This window comes from Agrobacterium sp. 22-209-1 (assembly GCF_053522485.1).
Genome location: NZ_JBNWCH010000003.1, coordinates 1 through 14657, shown reverse-complemented (window position 1 = coordinate 14657; position 14657 = coordinate 1). Strand labels below are relative to the sequence as shown.

The 14657-nt window shown below is 57.0% G+C and carries 15 protein-coding genes; 9 read left to right on the top strand and 6 right to left on the bottom strand.

The genetic code is table 11. The annotated features are described in order from the left end of the window. Positions 1-101: 101 nt before the first annotated feature. The gene (locus ACQZ48_RS07890; RefSeq protein ID WP_080790430.1) at positions 102-1025 is read right to left on the bottom strand and encodes a pseudouridine-5'-phosphate glycosidase; all 924 of its coding nucleotides are present in this window, start codon (positions 1023-1025) and stop codon (positions 102-104) included. Between the two features lie 29 nt (positions 1026-1054). Next, entirely contained in the window at positions 1055-1996 is a 942-nt protein-coding gene (locus ACQZ48_RS07885) for a carbohydrate kinase family protein (protein WP_142911472.1), read from the bottom strand. A 246-nt stretch (positions 1997-2242) separates the two neighbouring features. On the opposite strand from ACQZ48_RS07885, the gene recA reads away from it, so the two are divergent. The 3 genes from recA (at position 2243) to ACQZ48_RS07870 (ending at position 6700) form a co-directional block, all read left to right on the top strand. Next, a complete protein-coding gene (recA, locus tag ACQZ48_RS07880) occupies positions 2243-3331 on the top strand; it encodes a recombinase RecA (RefSeq protein WP_077983798.1) in 1089 nt (362 codons plus the stop codon). A 234-nt stretch (positions 3332-3565) separates the two neighbouring features. After that, the gene (alaS, locus tag ACQZ48_RS07875) at positions 3566-6229 is read left to right on the top strand and encodes an alanine--tRNA ligase (protein ID WP_137410615.1); all 2664 of its coding nucleotides are present in this window, start codon (positions 3566-3568) and stop codon (positions 6227-6229) included. 87 nt (positions 6230-6316) lie between these two features. After that, complete coding sequence (locus tag ACQZ48_RS07870) at positions 6317-6700, top strand: VOC family protein (protein WP_077982013.1); 384 nt, start codon at positions 6317-6319, stop codon at positions 6698-6700. Positions 6701-6773: 73 nt separating this feature from the next. Here the strand turns inward: ACQZ48_RS07870 and ACQZ48_RS07865 are convergent, their stop codons facing one another. The 4 genes from ACQZ48_RS07865 to ACQZ48_RS07850 form a co-directional block, all read right to left on the bottom strand. Further along, positions 6774-7400, bottom strand: coding sequence for a glutathione S-transferase family protein (locus tag ACQZ48_RS07865; RefSeq protein WP_448728720.1), 627 nt, complete (start codon positions 7398-7400; stop codon positions 6774-6776). A 355-nt stretch (positions 7401-7755) separates the two neighbouring features. Further along, a protein-coding gene (locus ACQZ48_RS07860; RefSeq protein ID WP_246666550.1) for an IS630 family transposase occupies positions 7756-8699 on the bottom strand; the annotation gives its coding sequence in 2 pieces (ribosomal slippage) (positions 7756-8363 and positions 8363-8699; 945 coding nt in all). 71 nt (positions 8700-8770) lie between these two features. Further along, positions 8771-9169, bottom strand: coding sequence for a hypothetical protein (locus ACQZ48_RS07855; RefSeq protein WP_448728719.1), 399 nt, complete (start codon positions 9167-9169; stop codon positions 8771-8773). A 36-nt stretch (positions 9170-9205) separates the two neighbouring features. Further along, on the bottom strand, positions 9206-10003 hold the full coding sequence (locus ACQZ48_RS07850; RefSeq protein ID WP_063951246.1) for a toll/interleukin-1 receptor domain-containing protein: 798 nt from the start codon (positions 10001-10003) through the stop codon (positions 9206-9208). 219 nt (positions 10004-10222) lie between these two features. On the opposite strand from ACQZ48_RS07850, the gene ACQZ48_RS07845 reads away from it, so the two are divergent. The 6 genes from ACQZ48_RS07845 (at position 10223) to ACQZ48_RS07820 (ending at position 14605) form a co-directional block, all read left to right on the top strand. After that, a complete protein-coding gene (locus ACQZ48_RS07845) occupies positions 10223-10843 on the top strand; it encodes a recombinase family protein (RefSeq protein ID WP_448728718.1) in 621 nt (206 codons plus the stop codon). Between the two features lie 333 nt (positions 10844-11176). Continuing rightward, on the top strand, positions 11177-11302 hold the full coding sequence (locus ACQZ48_RS07840; protein ID WP_448728818.1) for a Rha family transcriptional regulator: 126 nt from the start codon (positions 11177-11179) through the stop codon (positions 11300-11302). Between the two features lie 413 nt (positions 11303-11715). Continuing rightward, positions 11716-11880, top strand: coding sequence for a BRO-N domain-containing protein (locus ACQZ48_RS07835; protein WP_419188638.1), 165 nt, complete (start codon positions 11716-11718; stop codon positions 11878-11880). Between the two features lie 516 nt (positions 11881-12396). Next, positions 12397-12744 carry a hypothetical protein gene (locus ACQZ48_RS07830; RefSeq protein WP_448728717.1) on the top strand — a complete coding sequence of 116 codons (348 nt, stop codon included), beginning with the start codon at positions 12397-12399 and terminating at the stop codon, positions 12742-12744. Between the two features lie 159 nt (positions 12745-12903). After that, entirely contained in the window at positions 12904-13332 is a 429-nt protein-coding gene (locus ACQZ48_RS07825; protein ID WP_155737575.1) for a hypothetical protein, read from the top strand. Positions 13333-13342: 10 nt separating this feature from the next. Continuing rightward, entirely contained in the window at positions 13343-14605 is a 1263-nt protein-coding gene (locus ACQZ48_RS07820) for a hypothetical protein (protein WP_448728716.1), read from the top strand. Positions 14606-14657 lie beyond the last annotated feature (52 nt).

Here is a 14657-nt window from a genome sequence, read left to right as displayed (position 1 = left end):
TTTGCGACCTGCGACTTCCGGAAAGTCAAAAGCTCGCGACTCTTCTTTATTTTGACGAAGCCTCTCTGCTGTCAAACGGAACGAAGAGGGCAGAAATGGCCTCAGTTCAACGCCACGGCGATTTCCGCAGCAAGCTGCGCATTGTTGCGCACCAGCGCGATATTGGTTTCCAGGCTGCGGCCATCCGTCAGGCGGAAGATGTCGCCAAGCAGGTAGGGGGTAACTTCCTTGCCGGTCACTTCGTCGCGTTCGGCGTGGGATATGGCCCGGTTGATGTAGATTTCCATCTCCTCGCGCGGAATTTCATCCTCTTCCGGCACGGGATTGGCCACCAGCATTCCGCCATCGATACCCAGCTGTTCGCGGGTCGCCTGGAAATTGGCAATGGCTGCGGGGCTGTTGAGCGAGAGCGGGCTCGGCAGGCCAGAGGAGCGCGACCAGAAAGCCGGGAATTCTTCCGAGCCGAAGGTTACGACCGGCACGCCGTTGGTTTCGAGGACTTCAAGCGTCTTCGGGATGTCGAGGATAGCCTTGGCACCAGCGCACACGACGATCACGCCGGTCTTGGCAAGCTCGGTCAGGTCGGCGGAGATGTCGAAGGTCTCTTCAGCACCCTTGTGCACGCCGCCGATGCCGCCGGTGGCAAAAACGCGAATGCCGGCGCGAGCGGCGGCGATCATGGTCGCTGCAACCGTGGTCGCGCCTGTCCGGCGCTCGGCGATCGCAAAGGCGATATCGGCGCGCGAGACCTTCATGGCGTCGGTGGTCTTCGCCAGCGCCTCGAGCTGGTCTTTCTCAAGGCCGATATGGAGGGTGCCGTGAATGACGGCGATGGTGGCCGGAACCGCACCCTGATCGCGGATGATCTGTTCGACGCTTTCCGCCATTTCGATATTGCCGGGGTAAGGCATGCCGTGGGTGATGATGGTCGATTCGAGCGCGACGATCGGCGCGCCGCGCTGCTTGGCGGCGGCGACTTCCTGAGAATAGACGATGGGCAGGAGCGGGGAGATGGGGCGGGTCATTTCATCTGTTCCAGTTTTTAAAAGCGGGTTCATGCCAGCATTTCAGCCTGGGGAACAAGCCCCAACATGGCATCGACACTGTCTTTTGATAGGTCTTGCGAGGTGGCGAAGGGCGATTGCACGGTGATAGCCGCTGCCGCAGCCCCCCGTCTCAATGCCTCCGAGATTGTTTCTCCCTCGGCAATGGCGGCGAGATAACCGGAGGCCATGGCATCACCGGCGCCGGTGACATCCTTCACCTCGCGGATAAGGGGTGGGTGGAGGATTGCTTTTCCCGTCCCGTTGAAGGCCACGACTTCGCTTGCGCCGCGCGTGACGACGCCGCCGGAAAGCCCGGCCTTGCGCAGAATGTCCGGCCAGTCACGGACATTGGCCGCCGTCTCGCCGGTCAGCGCGCGGGCTTCCGCTTCGTTCATGAAGAGGATGTCGATATCGCCGAGCGCCGCCTTCAGCTTCACAGCCTTGGCCGGCGAAATGGCTATGGCCGCCAGCGGCTTCTCACAGGTGCGGGCGATGAGGCCAAGCGCCGTCAGCGTATCCTCGGGCAGGTTGGCGTCGCAAAGCAGGATATCGCTCGTCCTTATTGCCTCGCGCACGGCGCGTATCTTGAGGCGGCGCGGGGTGAAGAGTTTGTAGAGATCCATATCGGCAAGCGCGATGACGAGGTTGCCATCGCGCTCCAGAATGGCCGTGTAGCTTGGCGTGCGCCGGTCGAGGAAGGTGAACGGCGTGTCTTCCACGCCCGCCTGACGTGCGGCCTCCGCCACCGCTTCGCCCGTCACGTCGCCGCCGCGCGGCGCGATAATGCGGACCTGAAAGCCGAGCCGGGAAAGATTGCGCGCGGCGTTGAAACCGCCGCCGCCCGCCTCTTCCATCCACGAGCCGGGGTTGCTGGCGCCCGGCGCCGTTTCAGTCTCGATCATGCCGCGTCTGTCGATATGCGCGCCGCCCAGAACGAGTATTTTCTTCACGCTTGCGTTTCCCTCTCTGGCGGATGGAAAGACCGGACGATTCGGCCTAAACTGACGTCTTCCTGACCTCGCCTCCGGTTTGCGGCTATGGGCCACGCACAGAAAAACGAAAGCAGAACAAACGACTTATCACTATTTGTTTTCAATATGCTGGCTCAGCCTTGTGAAATGAGAACAAATAGAGTACATACCGTTTCCATACTGCTTCATTGCCTGTGCGGCTTCAATAACCTAAAGGTGGTTCGGATGGCACAAAATTCTTTGCGTCTCGTAGAGGATAAATCGGTGGATAAAAGCAAGGCACTGGAAGCGGCGCTCTCCCAGATCGAACGGTCGTTCGGCAAGGGATCGATCATGAAGCTCGGTTCCAATGAAAATGTGGTTGAGGTGGAGACCGTTTCGACGGGTTCGCTCAGCCTGGATATCGCGCTCGGCATCGGCGGTCTGCCGAAGGGGCGCATCATTGAAATTTACGGTCCGGAAAGCTCGGGTAAAACGACGCTGGCGCTGCAGACAATCGCGGAAGCCCAGAAGAAGGGCGGCATCTGCGCCTTCGTCGATGCCGAACATGCGCTCGATCCGGTCTATGCCCGCAAACTTGGCGTGGATTTGCAGAGCCTGTTGATCTCGCAGCCGGATACGGGCGAGCAGGCGCTTGAGATCACCGATACGCTGGTGCGCTCCGGCGCGGTGGACGTTCTTGTGGTCGACTCCGTTGCGGCGCTGACGCCGCGGGCGGAAATCGAAGGCGAGATGGGCGACAGCCTGCCGGGTCTTCAGGCGCGTCTGATGAGCCAGGCGCTGCGCAAGCTGACGGCTTCGATCTCCAAGTCGAAGTGCATGGTCATCTTCATCAACCAGATCCGTATGAAAATCGGCGTCATGTTCGGTTCGCCGGAAACGACGACCGGCGGTAACGCTCTCAAGTTCTACGCCTCGGTGCGTCTCGACATCCGCCGTATCGGCGCGGTCAAGGAACGTGAAGAGGTTGTCGGCAACCAGACGCGCGTCAAGGTCGTCAAGAACAAGATGGCACCGCCCTTCAAGCAGGTGGAATTCGACATCATGTATGGCGAAGGCGTTTCCAAGACCGGTGAGCTGGTCGATCTCGGTGTTAAGGCCGGTATCGTCGAGAAATCCGGCGCCTGGTTCTCTTATAACAGCCAGCGTCTGGGGCAGGGGCGTGAAAACGCCAAAACCTTCCTGCGCGACAATCCGGATACGGCAAACGAGATCGAACTGGCGCTGCGCCAGAATGCCGGCCTGATTGCGGATCGTTTCCTGCAGAATGGCGGTCCTGATGCCGGCGATGACGGCGACGGTGACGAGGGTTGATCCTGTCGTTGAGTTTCAGGAATCCGATGCAGGTTCGCCTGTCTTGATGTGAATTGATTGAACAAAATGGGCCGTGCGATTTCTGTCGTGTGGCCCTTTTTGTTTGTCGCTGCGCCTTCACCGGTCTCCATGGCTGGACAGGGCTGGATACGGACGATAAAAGCCATTGATTTTGCAATATAGCCATCGTTGCCGATGGCGGTGATGGACTCCAGTTGTGAGCGGTGTGTGGGCATGAGCGGTGTAAATGAAATTCGGTCGACCTTCCTCGACTACTTCAAGAAGAACGGACACGAGATTGTGCCCTCCAGCCCGCTGGTGCCGCGCAACGATCCGACGCTGATGTTCACCAATGCCGGCATGGTGCAGTTCAAGAACGTCTTTACCGGTCTTGAAAGCCGTCCCTATTCCACCGCGGCATCCGCGCAGAAATGCGTGCGCGCTGGCGGCAAGCATAATGACCTCGACAATGTCGGTTATACTGCCCGCCACCACACTTTCTTCGAAATGCTCGGCAATTTCTCCTTCGGCGATTATTTCAAGGAAGAGGCGATCACGCATGCCTGGAACCTGATCACCAAGGAATACGGCATCGACCGCAACCGTCTGCTGGTCACGGTCTATCACACCGACGACGAGGCCTTTAACCTCTGGAAGAAGATTGCCGGTTTCTCCGACGACCGCATCATCCGCATCCCGACCAGCGACAATTTCTGGGCGATGGGCGATACCGGTCCGTGCGGCCCCTGTTCGGAAATCTTCTATGATCACGGCGATCATATCTGGGGCGGCCCGCCCGGCTCGCCGGATGAGGATGGTGATCGCTTCATCGAAATCTGGAACCTCGTCTTCATGCAATATGAGCAGGTGACGAAGGAAGAGCGCATCGACCTGCCGCGCCCGTCGATCGACACCGGCATGGGGCTGGAGCGTATTTCCGCGCTGCTGCAGGGCAAGCATGACAATTACGATACGGACCTGTTCCGTGCACTGATCGCCGCTTCCGTCGAAGCGACCGGCGTTCCCGCCGAAGGCGAAAAGCGCGCCAGCCACCGCGTCATCGCCGACCATCTGCGCTCGTCCGCCTTCCTCATTGCCGATGGCGTGCTGCCGTCCAATGAAGGGCGCGGTTATGTTCTGCGCCGTATCATGCGCCGCGCCATGCGCCACGCCGAACTTCTCGGCGCGCGCGAGCCGCTGATCTACAGGTTGCTGCCGTCGCTGGTGCAGCAGATGGGCCGCGCCTACCCGGAACTGGTTCGCGCCGAGGCGCTGATCTCCGAAACGCTGAAGCTTGAGGAAACCCGTTTCCGCAAGACGCTGGAGCGCGGCCTGTCGCTGCTGTCCGATGCCACTTCGACGTTGCACAAGGGCGACATGCTGGATGGCGAAACCGCCTTCAAGCTCTATGACACCTACGGCTTCCCGCTCGATCTGACGCAGGACGCGTTGCGCGCCCGCGAAATCGGCGTCGATATTTCCGGCTTCACGGATGCGATGGAGCGTCAGAAGGCGGAAGCCCGCTCGCATTGGGCCGGTTCCGGCGACAAGGCCACCGAAACGATCTGGTTCGAGCTCAAGGAAAAGCTCGGCGCCACCGAGTTTCTCGGTTACGACACGGAAACGGCAGAGGGCGTTGTGCAGGCGATCGTCAAGGACGGCAAGGCTGTCGAAAGCGCTGCGGATGGTGAGGCCGTTCAGGTCGTCGTCAACCAGACGCCGTTTTATGGCGAGTCCGGCGGCCAGATGGGCGATACCGGCGTTATCACCGGCGATAATGGTGCCTTTGCCGTTTCCGATACCCAGAAGCGGGGCGAAGGCCTCTTCGTCCACATGGGCACCGTTTCCAAGGGTGGTCTGAAAGTGGGCGACGCCGTTCAGCTGACGGTCGATCATGACCGCCGCTCGCGCTTGCGTGCCAACCATTCCGCCACTCACCTGCTGCATGAGGCGCTGCGCGAAGTGCTCGGCACCCATGTCGCGCAGAAAGGGTCGCTGGTCGCGCCCGAGCGCCTGCGCTTTGACGTCTCGCATCCGAAGCCGATGTCGGCCGAGGAGTTGAAGGTCGTTGAAGAAATGGCCAACGAAATCGTGTTGCAGAACTCGCCAGTCGTCACCCGTCTGATGAGCGTCGATGACGCTATTGCCGAGGGCGCTATGGCGTTGTTCGGCGAAAAATACGGTGATGAAGTTCGTGTCGTTTCGATGGGCACTGGCCTGCATGGCGCAAAAGCCAACCGTCCTTATTCGGTCGAACTCTGCGGCGGTACGCATGTGGGCGCGACCGGCCAGATCGGTCTCATCCGCATCCTCGGTGAAAGCGCCGTCGGTGCTGGCGTTCGTCGTCTCGAGGCTGTCACGGGGCAGGGCGCGCTTGCCTATCTTTCTGAACAGGATGAGCGAGTGAAAGCGCTGGCCTCATCGCTGAAAGTTCAGCCGGGCGATGTTCTGTCGCGCGTTGAAGGCCTGCTGGACGAGCGCAAGAAGCTTGAGCGTGAGCTTGCCGATGCCCGCCGCAAACTCGCCATGGGCGGCGGCTCGGCGGATGCCGGCGCAAGCGACGTCAAGCAGGTCGCGGGCGTCAACTTCCTGGCAAAATCCATGTCCGGCATCGATGCCAAGGATTTGAAGGGGCTTGCCGATGAGGCCAAGGCTAATCTCGGCTCCGGCGTCGTGCTGCTGATTGCCGTTTCCGAAGACGGCAAGGCAAGTGCTGTTGCGGCCGTGACCGAAGATCTGACGGGCCGTTTCAGCGCTGTTGATATCGTCCGCACCGCTTCCGCCGCCCTCGGCGGCAAGGGCGGCGGCGGACGCCCTGATATGGCGCAGGCCGGCGGCCCTGACGGCGCCAAGGCGCAGGAGGCCATCGAAGCGGTGGCGGCGGCACTGGCTGCCTGATGCGAGAAAATTGAAGAGGGCGGGGCTTTTACCCCGCCTTTTTTAATTCTAGGCTGAGGCTCGCGAGCACGGAAGACGGGGAAGGTAATGCGCTTTGTAAATCCCATCCCTTTTGCGCGCGACATAGACCGCTCCAGAGCGTTTTATCGCGACCGGCTCGGCCTCAAAATATTGCAGGATTTCGGAAGTTTCGTTCTCTTTGAGGGCGGCTTCGCCATCCATGAGGGACGCTCGCTCGAGGAGACTGTCTGGCAGATAACGTCAGGCACGGAAGAGCCCTATGGCAGGCGAAACCTGCTGCTTTACTTTGAGCATGAAGATGTGGATGCGGCTTTTCGAAATATCGCGCCGTATGTGGAGCTCATCCATCCCGTTCAGAAACAGGCCTGGGGACAGAGGGTATTCCGCTTTTATGATCCGGACGGGCATGCAATCGAGATCGGAGAGCCACTCCGCCTGTCCGACGTATAGACCCGCCGCGAAGATCGACCCTGTGGGTGATTTTCGGACGGGCCATGGTTTGTTTTTGGCGAAACAGGGGCGATTATCCCGTCGCCTGCAAGTCCTTCGCTGCCTCTTCGTCAAGCTGGGCGGCGCGCTTGAAGGCCGGTCGGTCAGTGAGATGCGCCATGTATTCCAGAAACGCCGGGCGTTTTTCGATCGTGCCGAAATGCAGCCCCCAACCGACATGCGCGCCGACATAGACATCCGCGGCGGTAAAGAGATCACCGGCGATGAAGCGGTTTTCACTGACCGCGCGTTCGAGCGTATTCATCACATCCGCATAGCTGCCGCAGCCGGCCATGCGCAACTTCTCCTTGGACACTTCAAAACCCATGGCCTTCATGCTTGCCGCCATTTCCAGGGGGCCGGCGGCGAAAAACATCCAGCGGTAATAAAGGCCGCGCGCCTTCGGCGTCGGGGCAAGGTTTGCGCCCGGAAAGGCGTCAGCCAGATAAGCGCAGATCGCCGCCGCCTCGGTGACGATGGTATCGCCGTGCTTGATCGCCGGCACCTTCGCCATCGGGTTTATCAGCCGGTAGGCGGGCGATTTCATCGAGGTTTCGAAACCAAGTATTTCGGTCTTATAGGTAACGCCCACTTCCTCGAGCATCCATCGCGCAATGCGCCCGCGCGACATGGGATTGGTGTAGAAGATCAGTTCACTCATGCTTTTGCCTCCCCAAGCAAAATCGTCGAAGCATCGTGTAAAACCCAACAGAATTTCATGCCTGCGCTTCGCATTTTATGTCCGCAACATCCCTCGCATGTTCCCTGGGGCCGCATGGATGTTACTGTGAATGGTTGACTGTGCCGGGCAAGTTATGTGCAAGTAGATGCTGTTTATCTTAGTTTTATTGTTGTGCTGGCCCTAAGCACGCGGAATCAAATTTTGCGCCTAGTGCAACGGCTAATCAAGGTGCCGTGAACAAAAAAGAAACCTGGTATTGCGCCGGACTTCTTTCTCCTATTTCGGCGCCTCTGGCACTCGATGATGTTTGTTCGCTATCTAGAGCAGATCCTGCTCAATCCGGGTCATAGCCTGCAGCCCTGAAGTAGTTTGCGCATTCCTCCGATGTGAATCGGGGGATCAATGTGCCGACGGCATCCCATAGGGCGTCGATTTTCCGCTCCGCTCGAGCCCGTAGCATAGCTTTCAATTTCGAGAATGCGTTTTCGATGGGATTAAAGTCGGGACTATAGGGTGGCAGGAACATGAGTTTAGCGCCGGCGCGCTCGATGGCGTCGCGCACCCCGGCTGCCTTGTGGGCCGGCAGGTTATCCATAACGACGACGTCGCCGGTCTGAAGGGTCGGCGAGAGCACTTGCTCGACATAGGCCAGGAAGACATTGCCGTTCATCGCTCCATCATAAACGAAGGGTGCGGTCATGCCGGTGAGGCGGAGCGCGCCGGTGAATGTCGTTGTTTTCCAGTGGCCATGTGGCACGCCAGCTCGGCAACGCTCACCTCGAATGGCACGCCCTCGCAGACGCGCCATCTTCGTCGAGAGACCGGTTTCGTCTATAAAGATCAGCTTCTCCGGATCGAGGTCGAGCTGCCCTTCAAACCAGGCTCGCCGGCGTTTCAGGACGTCCGGCCGGTCTTGCTCCAATGCATGTGCGGACTTTTTTTAAACGTCCAGCCGCGGCCCCGCAGCCAGGCACCGAGCGCGCTTCGGCTGATACCTACCTGCCGCTCAACAGACAGACGCTCGACCATTTCATCGAGCGTCACGTCCTTCCGGTCGTCGATCATGGCCACGACAAACGTCTCATGTGCATCAAGGACCGATGGCCGTCGCCAGCCTTGCGGCCGGGACGTAGGTTCACCGTCACTCGCTCGTGCGATCCACCGGATCGCCGTCGAAATCCCAACCCCGAACCGCGCCGCCGACTGGCGCGCAGACATGCCCGCCGCAGACGCTTTTAACACGCGTAGTCGAAGATCATCGCTCAGTGCTCGTCCCATCATCCACCTCTTTCGCAGTGGATGTTGAATCAGCTTCCGCTCGCCCCGTCACTTCACAATCGATTCATCGATCACAGGATCTGCTCTAGAGCTTTCACCCAAACTGCATGGACGCCTTCCCCGTCAAACGTGGCGAGGGTGTCAGATACAGACGCGTCAGCCGGGACGGTTGCATTTCCTTCAAGGTGATCCATCAGAGGCGTGAATGCTTTGCCTATGAGATTTCGTCTACCTTGGTACGTCTCTTCCTCATACTTAATCCAACCCCAGAAAGCGGAGAGGTTGCGGTAGGTGCGGACGAAACTCGGCAGTAGGTTCTTGAATTCATCATTCTGCATAAACTCGCGGCGGAGGTATTCATAGAGAGCGTTTTCACCGCTGCCGCCTGTAGCCCGGTCAACCAAGATGCCCTCTAGCATGGTTGCGCGTTCGATCATGGATTCGGGTAAGTTGCCTTCATTTATCATCAACAATGCACCCCTTGCACGCGGTCGCGCCACCTGCCCCTATACGCGTTTTTGGGCAACGTCTTGGTCGATCATGTCCTTGTAAGCCGAAAGCATGTTTTCAGCATCAGGCCATTGGTTAGTGATGGTGAGAAGCGCATCCAATGGATGTGGCGCGCCTCTTCGTATGGATTTGGAGATTGCCCAAAAAAGATAATCGAGAGTGATGGGAATCCCATCGCCGTTGATCTCAAAGGCGTAGGTATTGTTGATTGCTGCGTGGGTAGGAAACTTCTTATTTGCCTGAGCGATAGCGGCTTTCACCTTGTCAGACTTAGACCGGAATGCCGCATTTTCGGCCCTTTGCGCCGCTTGTTGGTTTGCAGCAGCTTGTCTGCGCGCGTGCTCCAATGCCTCCTTCAATGCTGCAATTTCATCCTTATCTGCGGTGCCAACAACTAGTGAGCCGCCCACAGCGCGCACCAGTGATAATACCACATCAGGATACTTTTCCTCCGTCCGACAATCGCCATAAAATTTGCCCTTCAGGAACCCCGGTAGCTGAACATCCTCAATGAGCACAGGGAGCACAACTACACGCTTCTCATCGATTTCTCTGTTGCTTGCTAGGTCTAGTTCCCGTTGCACCCACGCGCTTCCAACCGATGACTTGGAAAGTACTGCGCAAACATAGTCGACCTTATCCAAGCCCTCCCTGATCTTTTCAATTAATGAGTCGCCAATATTAATCTCCGCCTCATCAATCCAAACCGAATGCCCGTGCGAACGTAGGTCAGCAGCGAGCTTCCTAGCAAAAGGCTTGTCTGCGTGAGAATGGCTTAAGAAGATATAGGACATTGGATCTCTCTGGAATCGGCTTGCGCAGGCACTCAGATGCCCGCGACATAGTACTTACCTCATGCGTAAGTTGCTGCGATAAGAATTTTCACGGGAAACTACATTTTTTGGGTATGCCTTTCGCGAACCATTAGAGAAGCGGTGTCAAAATACCAGGTTGACAACCTAAATCGAACCATTGAATATGACACCATCTAAAACGAACCGCAGAGGTCTAATATGTTCGTCCGTGCCTACCTTCGCGCATCAACTCAAGAGCAGGATGCGAGCCGCGCTAGAGCAGACCTTCAGAGCTTCGCTGACGAGCGTGGGCTAAAGATTGCGGCGTACTATATTGAGAATGAGAGCGGCGCGTCACTGAAGCGGCCTGAGCTTTTCCGCCTACTATCTGATTGCCAACCGGGCGATACCATTCTTGTTGAACAGGTTGACCGCCTTAGCCGCCTGAATGCCGCCGACTGGGAGAGGCTTAAAGACCAAATTAGGTCGCGCCGTGTTCGCGTAGTCGCTCTGGACCTGCCGACATCGTGGAGCCTCGCCACGGCTGGGACGGACGACATTCAAAGCCGAATGTTGGACGCAATCAATGGCATGATGCTGGATATGTTAGCGGCCATAGCACGCAAGGATTATGAGGACAGGCGTAGGCGACAGGCCCAAGGCATAGCTAAGGCCAAGGCGTCGGGCGCGTACAAAGGAAGACCAGAAGACACGGCGCGGAATGCTGCAATTATTGAGATGCTTGCCAATGGTCTCACATGGAGCAGGATAGCGGCGGCCACTGGTTGTAGCCGTTCAACGTTGGCGCGTCTGGCGAAACGGTCTAGCGAGACCGCATGACAATTACCCGCCACTAGATAGCCGTCAATTACCCGCCACTATAGGAATAGACCATCTATGGTGTAGATAAGGGGTATGATAGGTGGAGTTCAGGAAAGAAATTCTGAAGATGTTTCTATCATGATGATCTTATGGACTCTCCCTCACAATGACAGATGAACTTCCTTTTAACGTCACCTTTAAGGTACGTATATGGTGCCATATCGCGATTTTAGTTTTTGCGTCTATGAATGACGGGATGAATCAATCCTTTTTATGGTGATGTGGATGAGCTTTTCGGCAAGCGTCATGATGACCACGTGCTGACATCGATAAGCTCAATGGTGGGGTGTACTGGATTTTCAGCAAGCCCCCTACACACACGCCCAGAAGGGCCAAACGTACCGCCCATCTGAAATGGCCGAGGACGGATTCACGCTCCTTATAATGGGCTTCACTGGCCCGAAAGCTGCCACATAGCGAAACCCTTAAGCTCTCACCTTCCCAGCCACATAGCCGCCGACAAACGCAAAAACAGCCGCCGCCATGAGCGCTTGCCACCGTGCCAGCGCAATTAAGAGCCAAAGACCGAAGAATAGCGACCAGCTTCCCCACTTCACAATCGTCATTTCAGCCTGCCCCTCTAAAATACCTGACGCTATGGTAGCGAGTATCAAAGTCAACCATCCCGTTAGCTGTGTGGGCGGCTGACGCGGGATGACACCAGTATTTATCGGAAACATACCCCTATCAAAACCAAGCTTGACCACTGACGAGCGGAGCTATGTTGGTCGAGCCAACTTTGGTCTTACCCTCCAAGGCGGAGCGGCCCGACACACTCACCGACTAGGTGATGACGAAAAGCAAATAGTAATCCTCACCGCAATCTGATTGTGGGTGAGCAGAAGCGCTCTTCGAAAGCAATGATCAACTCCGAAAGCGGTCTCTACAAAATCATCATGCGGTTAGATAAGGCCGAAGCTATCGCCTTCCAAGACTGGGTTATTCGCGAAGTCCTTCCGGCCATCCGCAAGACAGGTGGCTACATGCTTGCTTGAGCCGACAGCGCCGATATCCGGAATGGTGAGAATTATTTTTGGTAGGCATATAAAAAATTTCGCAATGGAAACAGTACCAATTTGGATGACCTAACCACATGCGGCAATAACCCATAAGTGGTTGTTTTTATTAAATTTACTTGTTGCGCAGACTGATCTATAGGGCACTCAAGGCAGGCAATAACGCTTCCTTCAACCGAGTTTCCGTCATGTCAACGACCGATAAAACGCCCCTTCTCACCCTTTCCCGAAATATCCCCTACCTGTGTGATTTCTGGTTTTGCACGAATGATGCTAGCTCATCGCGTCCCGGCTATTTCATGGATGCTGAGTTCCTACATGATGGTGTCGCGCTTTGGTGCGGGCACGTTCACCTTGTACTGGAGTTTCATGGCATCCGCGCACTGCGCAAATTATTCGCAGGTATCGCGCATGTCTAGGTCAATGCCATTTCCGGCAACAGCACACCAGTATTGCAGCCGCCCTGCGAACCCAGTTTTCAGACCGCAGGTAGACATGAGCCGGAAGGAATTAGCGACTGTCCTCCGCTGGACTTCGTGGGTAACGTTCCAGATGCTGATTGCGTATCGCGGTGGATTAGGTCTCAAGACCCTTGAAGGCAATCCAAGAGAACGGGCAGAAGGTATGCTGTACGCCCTCGACAACGGCATGCGCTACTTTGCGCAGGGCGGGCAACCTTTGCGGCCGATGCCTGACATTCCCGCTGTGTGGCCGAATACGTACCCGTTCGAACTGACGTGGTGCTTCGTGGAAATTCTTCAGCAGCGCATTAGCGAATATCCGTCCCTTCAGGCATTGGACGATGCAGCTTGGCAGCGGAAGATAGAAAAGACCGTTTCCTGAATAGAGTCAGGGGATTGACCGGAGTGAGGCATCATTAGCCGCCACCCATAGAAAAGTAGGCGTTCGAAAAACGGCCTGCCTTCACCCTCAATCAAAACCTCAACCGCCATCTAACGCGGCCCTCCGCGGGGCCGTGAGCGGTCAATCTATGGGCATTCTATGCACACCTCTCTGAACGAAAAGTATCCATCTGCCAAGCGCCCCATTGTTCTCTTCACCGATGATGAGGGCACAGAAGTTGTTCGTGTCGGCCTTCGTTGTGGCCACTCTGCTGTCCTGAACGCTGACGATTTCCATCGCCTCATAGTCCTTGGGGTTTCTCCGAACTGGTTTCTCAACTTGGATGGTGCTGGTCAGTTTCCCTATGTGCGCGCCCATATGCCCGCCGCCAATGGCTGGACTGGCAATCTCGTGACCATTGCCCGACTTATCCGTCCGGTGCCCTTCCGTGGCCTCACCGTCCGATATCTTGATGGCTGCGCGCTGAACCTGCGCCGGAAAAACATCTACGTGGCCGACCGCCGCAGCGGTGCGAAAGGTCGTGAATGGTCCTTGATCAAATCATCTGAAATCGAACTAGACGCCTGAAGGAAACACGATGGCAACCAAACTACCCGGCCTCTCCGGTAATGATGATATTCTAGCACGTGCTGGCGCAACGGCGAACACAGGCCGCGTGGTGACAAATTACCAGCCGCCCAGAACTCCCGGCTTGCGCCCTGTCGCGGCCCCGGTGGACATGTATGCGCGCCCAGAGCGTGCACCGATCGACAACCGCTTGGCCGACCTAGCGGACGCTCTTGGCTCCCTTAATCCGGCCCTTCAGCGGTACGCTCAGGCTGAGAAGCAACAGGACGATGAACTTCTCCCGGCACGGCTTGCTCAGCGTTACAGCGGGCGTACTGCAGAAGAACAGCTTGAGATGATGAAGAACGACCCGGACATGAAGTCCACTATGGGCCAGCGCCTCATCGCATCTCATGCTGGCCGCTCGGTTGCTGAGCAGGTGGCGCAGAACGTTATCTCTCAGTATGAGAACGGTTTCGACAAGGAGAACGGCGACATTGACGCCTTCTTGAACGAAGCCCAGCGTAAGGCCATTGAGGCAAATCCGAACAACCCGTTCTTTGCGCAGGAGTTCAGCACAGTCTTCGGCCCCATCGCCGGGAAACTGAGAGAGCAGCAGCTAAGCTACAAGACCAAGGCCACTGAAGACCGCGTTCAGGAAACCGTTCACGGCTCTTGGCTAGGCACCGTGAAGGCGGGTATCGCCGCTGGTAATGATCCATCCGCTATCGCCACCGCCTTGCGCCAGTCCTATGACGCCAACAAAGACCTTCTCTTTGTGGACTACAAGGACCAAGACAAGGCGATGGTCGGTGTCATGCAGTCCCTCACAATGGGGATGGAGCGCGAACCCGGAAACGCGAAACGCTATCTGGAAGTCATCAAAGAAATCGCGACGCAAGACCGAACGGGGTCGGACGGCACGAAGATTGGAACGCTGCTCGACAGCGCTGCACTAGGTCCCGATGTCGCCAAGCTTCTAGCTGCCGCCGATGACCAGTATGGGAAAATTCGCGACCGTGAAACCACCTACGCCAAGCAAGACTTCTGGATGCAGGCTGAGAACGGAAATCTCGACAAAGATAGGCTGCAAGAGTTCTGGGATAACCCCGATAACAAGGGTGCCATTACTGAAGCTGAACGGCGAGGCCTTGAGCAGCAGGACTTCACCGCAAAGCAGGCCAAGAGCAACGCATTGTTGAAAGCAGGCGCGAAAGCGCAAGCACAGCAGGCGAAGAAAGTCATCCTAGGCGGTAAACTCATAAATTCTCTTGGCGCATTGCGTTCCGCGTGATTCAAGGCTTCCGAATTAGGAGCTATGATGACACGCCGCCGCTACGAACTCA

Excerpts from the sequence above, each read along its gene's own strand:
- ACQZ48_RS07845 (WP_448728718.1), top strand. The coding sequence starts at position 10,223 with ATGTTCGTCCGTGCCTACCTTCGCGCATCAACTCAAGAGCAGGATGCG.
- ACQZ48_RS07820 (WP_448728716.1), top strand. The coding sequence starts at position 13,343 with ATGGCAACCAAACTACCCGGCCTCTCCGGTAATGATGATATTCTAGCA.
- alaS (WP_137410615.1), top strand. The coding sequence starts at position 3,566 with ATGAGCGGTGTAAATGAAATTCGGTCGACCTTCCTCGACTACTTCAAG.
- ACQZ48_RS07825 (WP_155737575.1), top strand. The coding sequence starts at position 12,904 with ATGCACACCTCTCTGAACGAAAAGTATCCATCTGCCAAGCGCCCCATT.
- ACQZ48_RS07830 (WP_448728717.1), top strand. The coding sequence starts at position 12,397 with ATGAGCCGGAAGGAATTAGCGACTGTCCTCCGCTGGACTTCGTGGGTA.
- ACQZ48_RS07850 (WP_063951246.1), bottom strand. The coding sequence starts at position 10,003 with ATGTCCTATATCTTCTTAAGCCATTCTCACGCAGACAAGCCTTTTGCT.
- ACQZ48_RS07890 (WP_080790430.1), bottom strand. The coding sequence starts at position 1,025 with ATGACCCGCCCCATCTCCCCGCTCCTGCCCATCGTCTATTCTCAGGAA.
- recA (WP_077983798.1), top strand. The coding sequence starts at position 2,243 with ATGGCACAAAATTCTTTGCGTCTCGTAGAGGATAAATCGGTGGATAAA.
- ACQZ48_RS07865 (WP_448728720.1), bottom strand. The coding sequence starts at position 7,400 with ATGAGTGAACTGATCTTCTACACCAATCCCATGTCGCGCGGGCGCATT.
- ACQZ48_RS07870 (WP_077982013.1), top strand. The coding sequence starts at position 6,317 with ATGCGCTTTGTAAATCCCATCCCTTTTGCGCGCGACATAGACCGCTCC.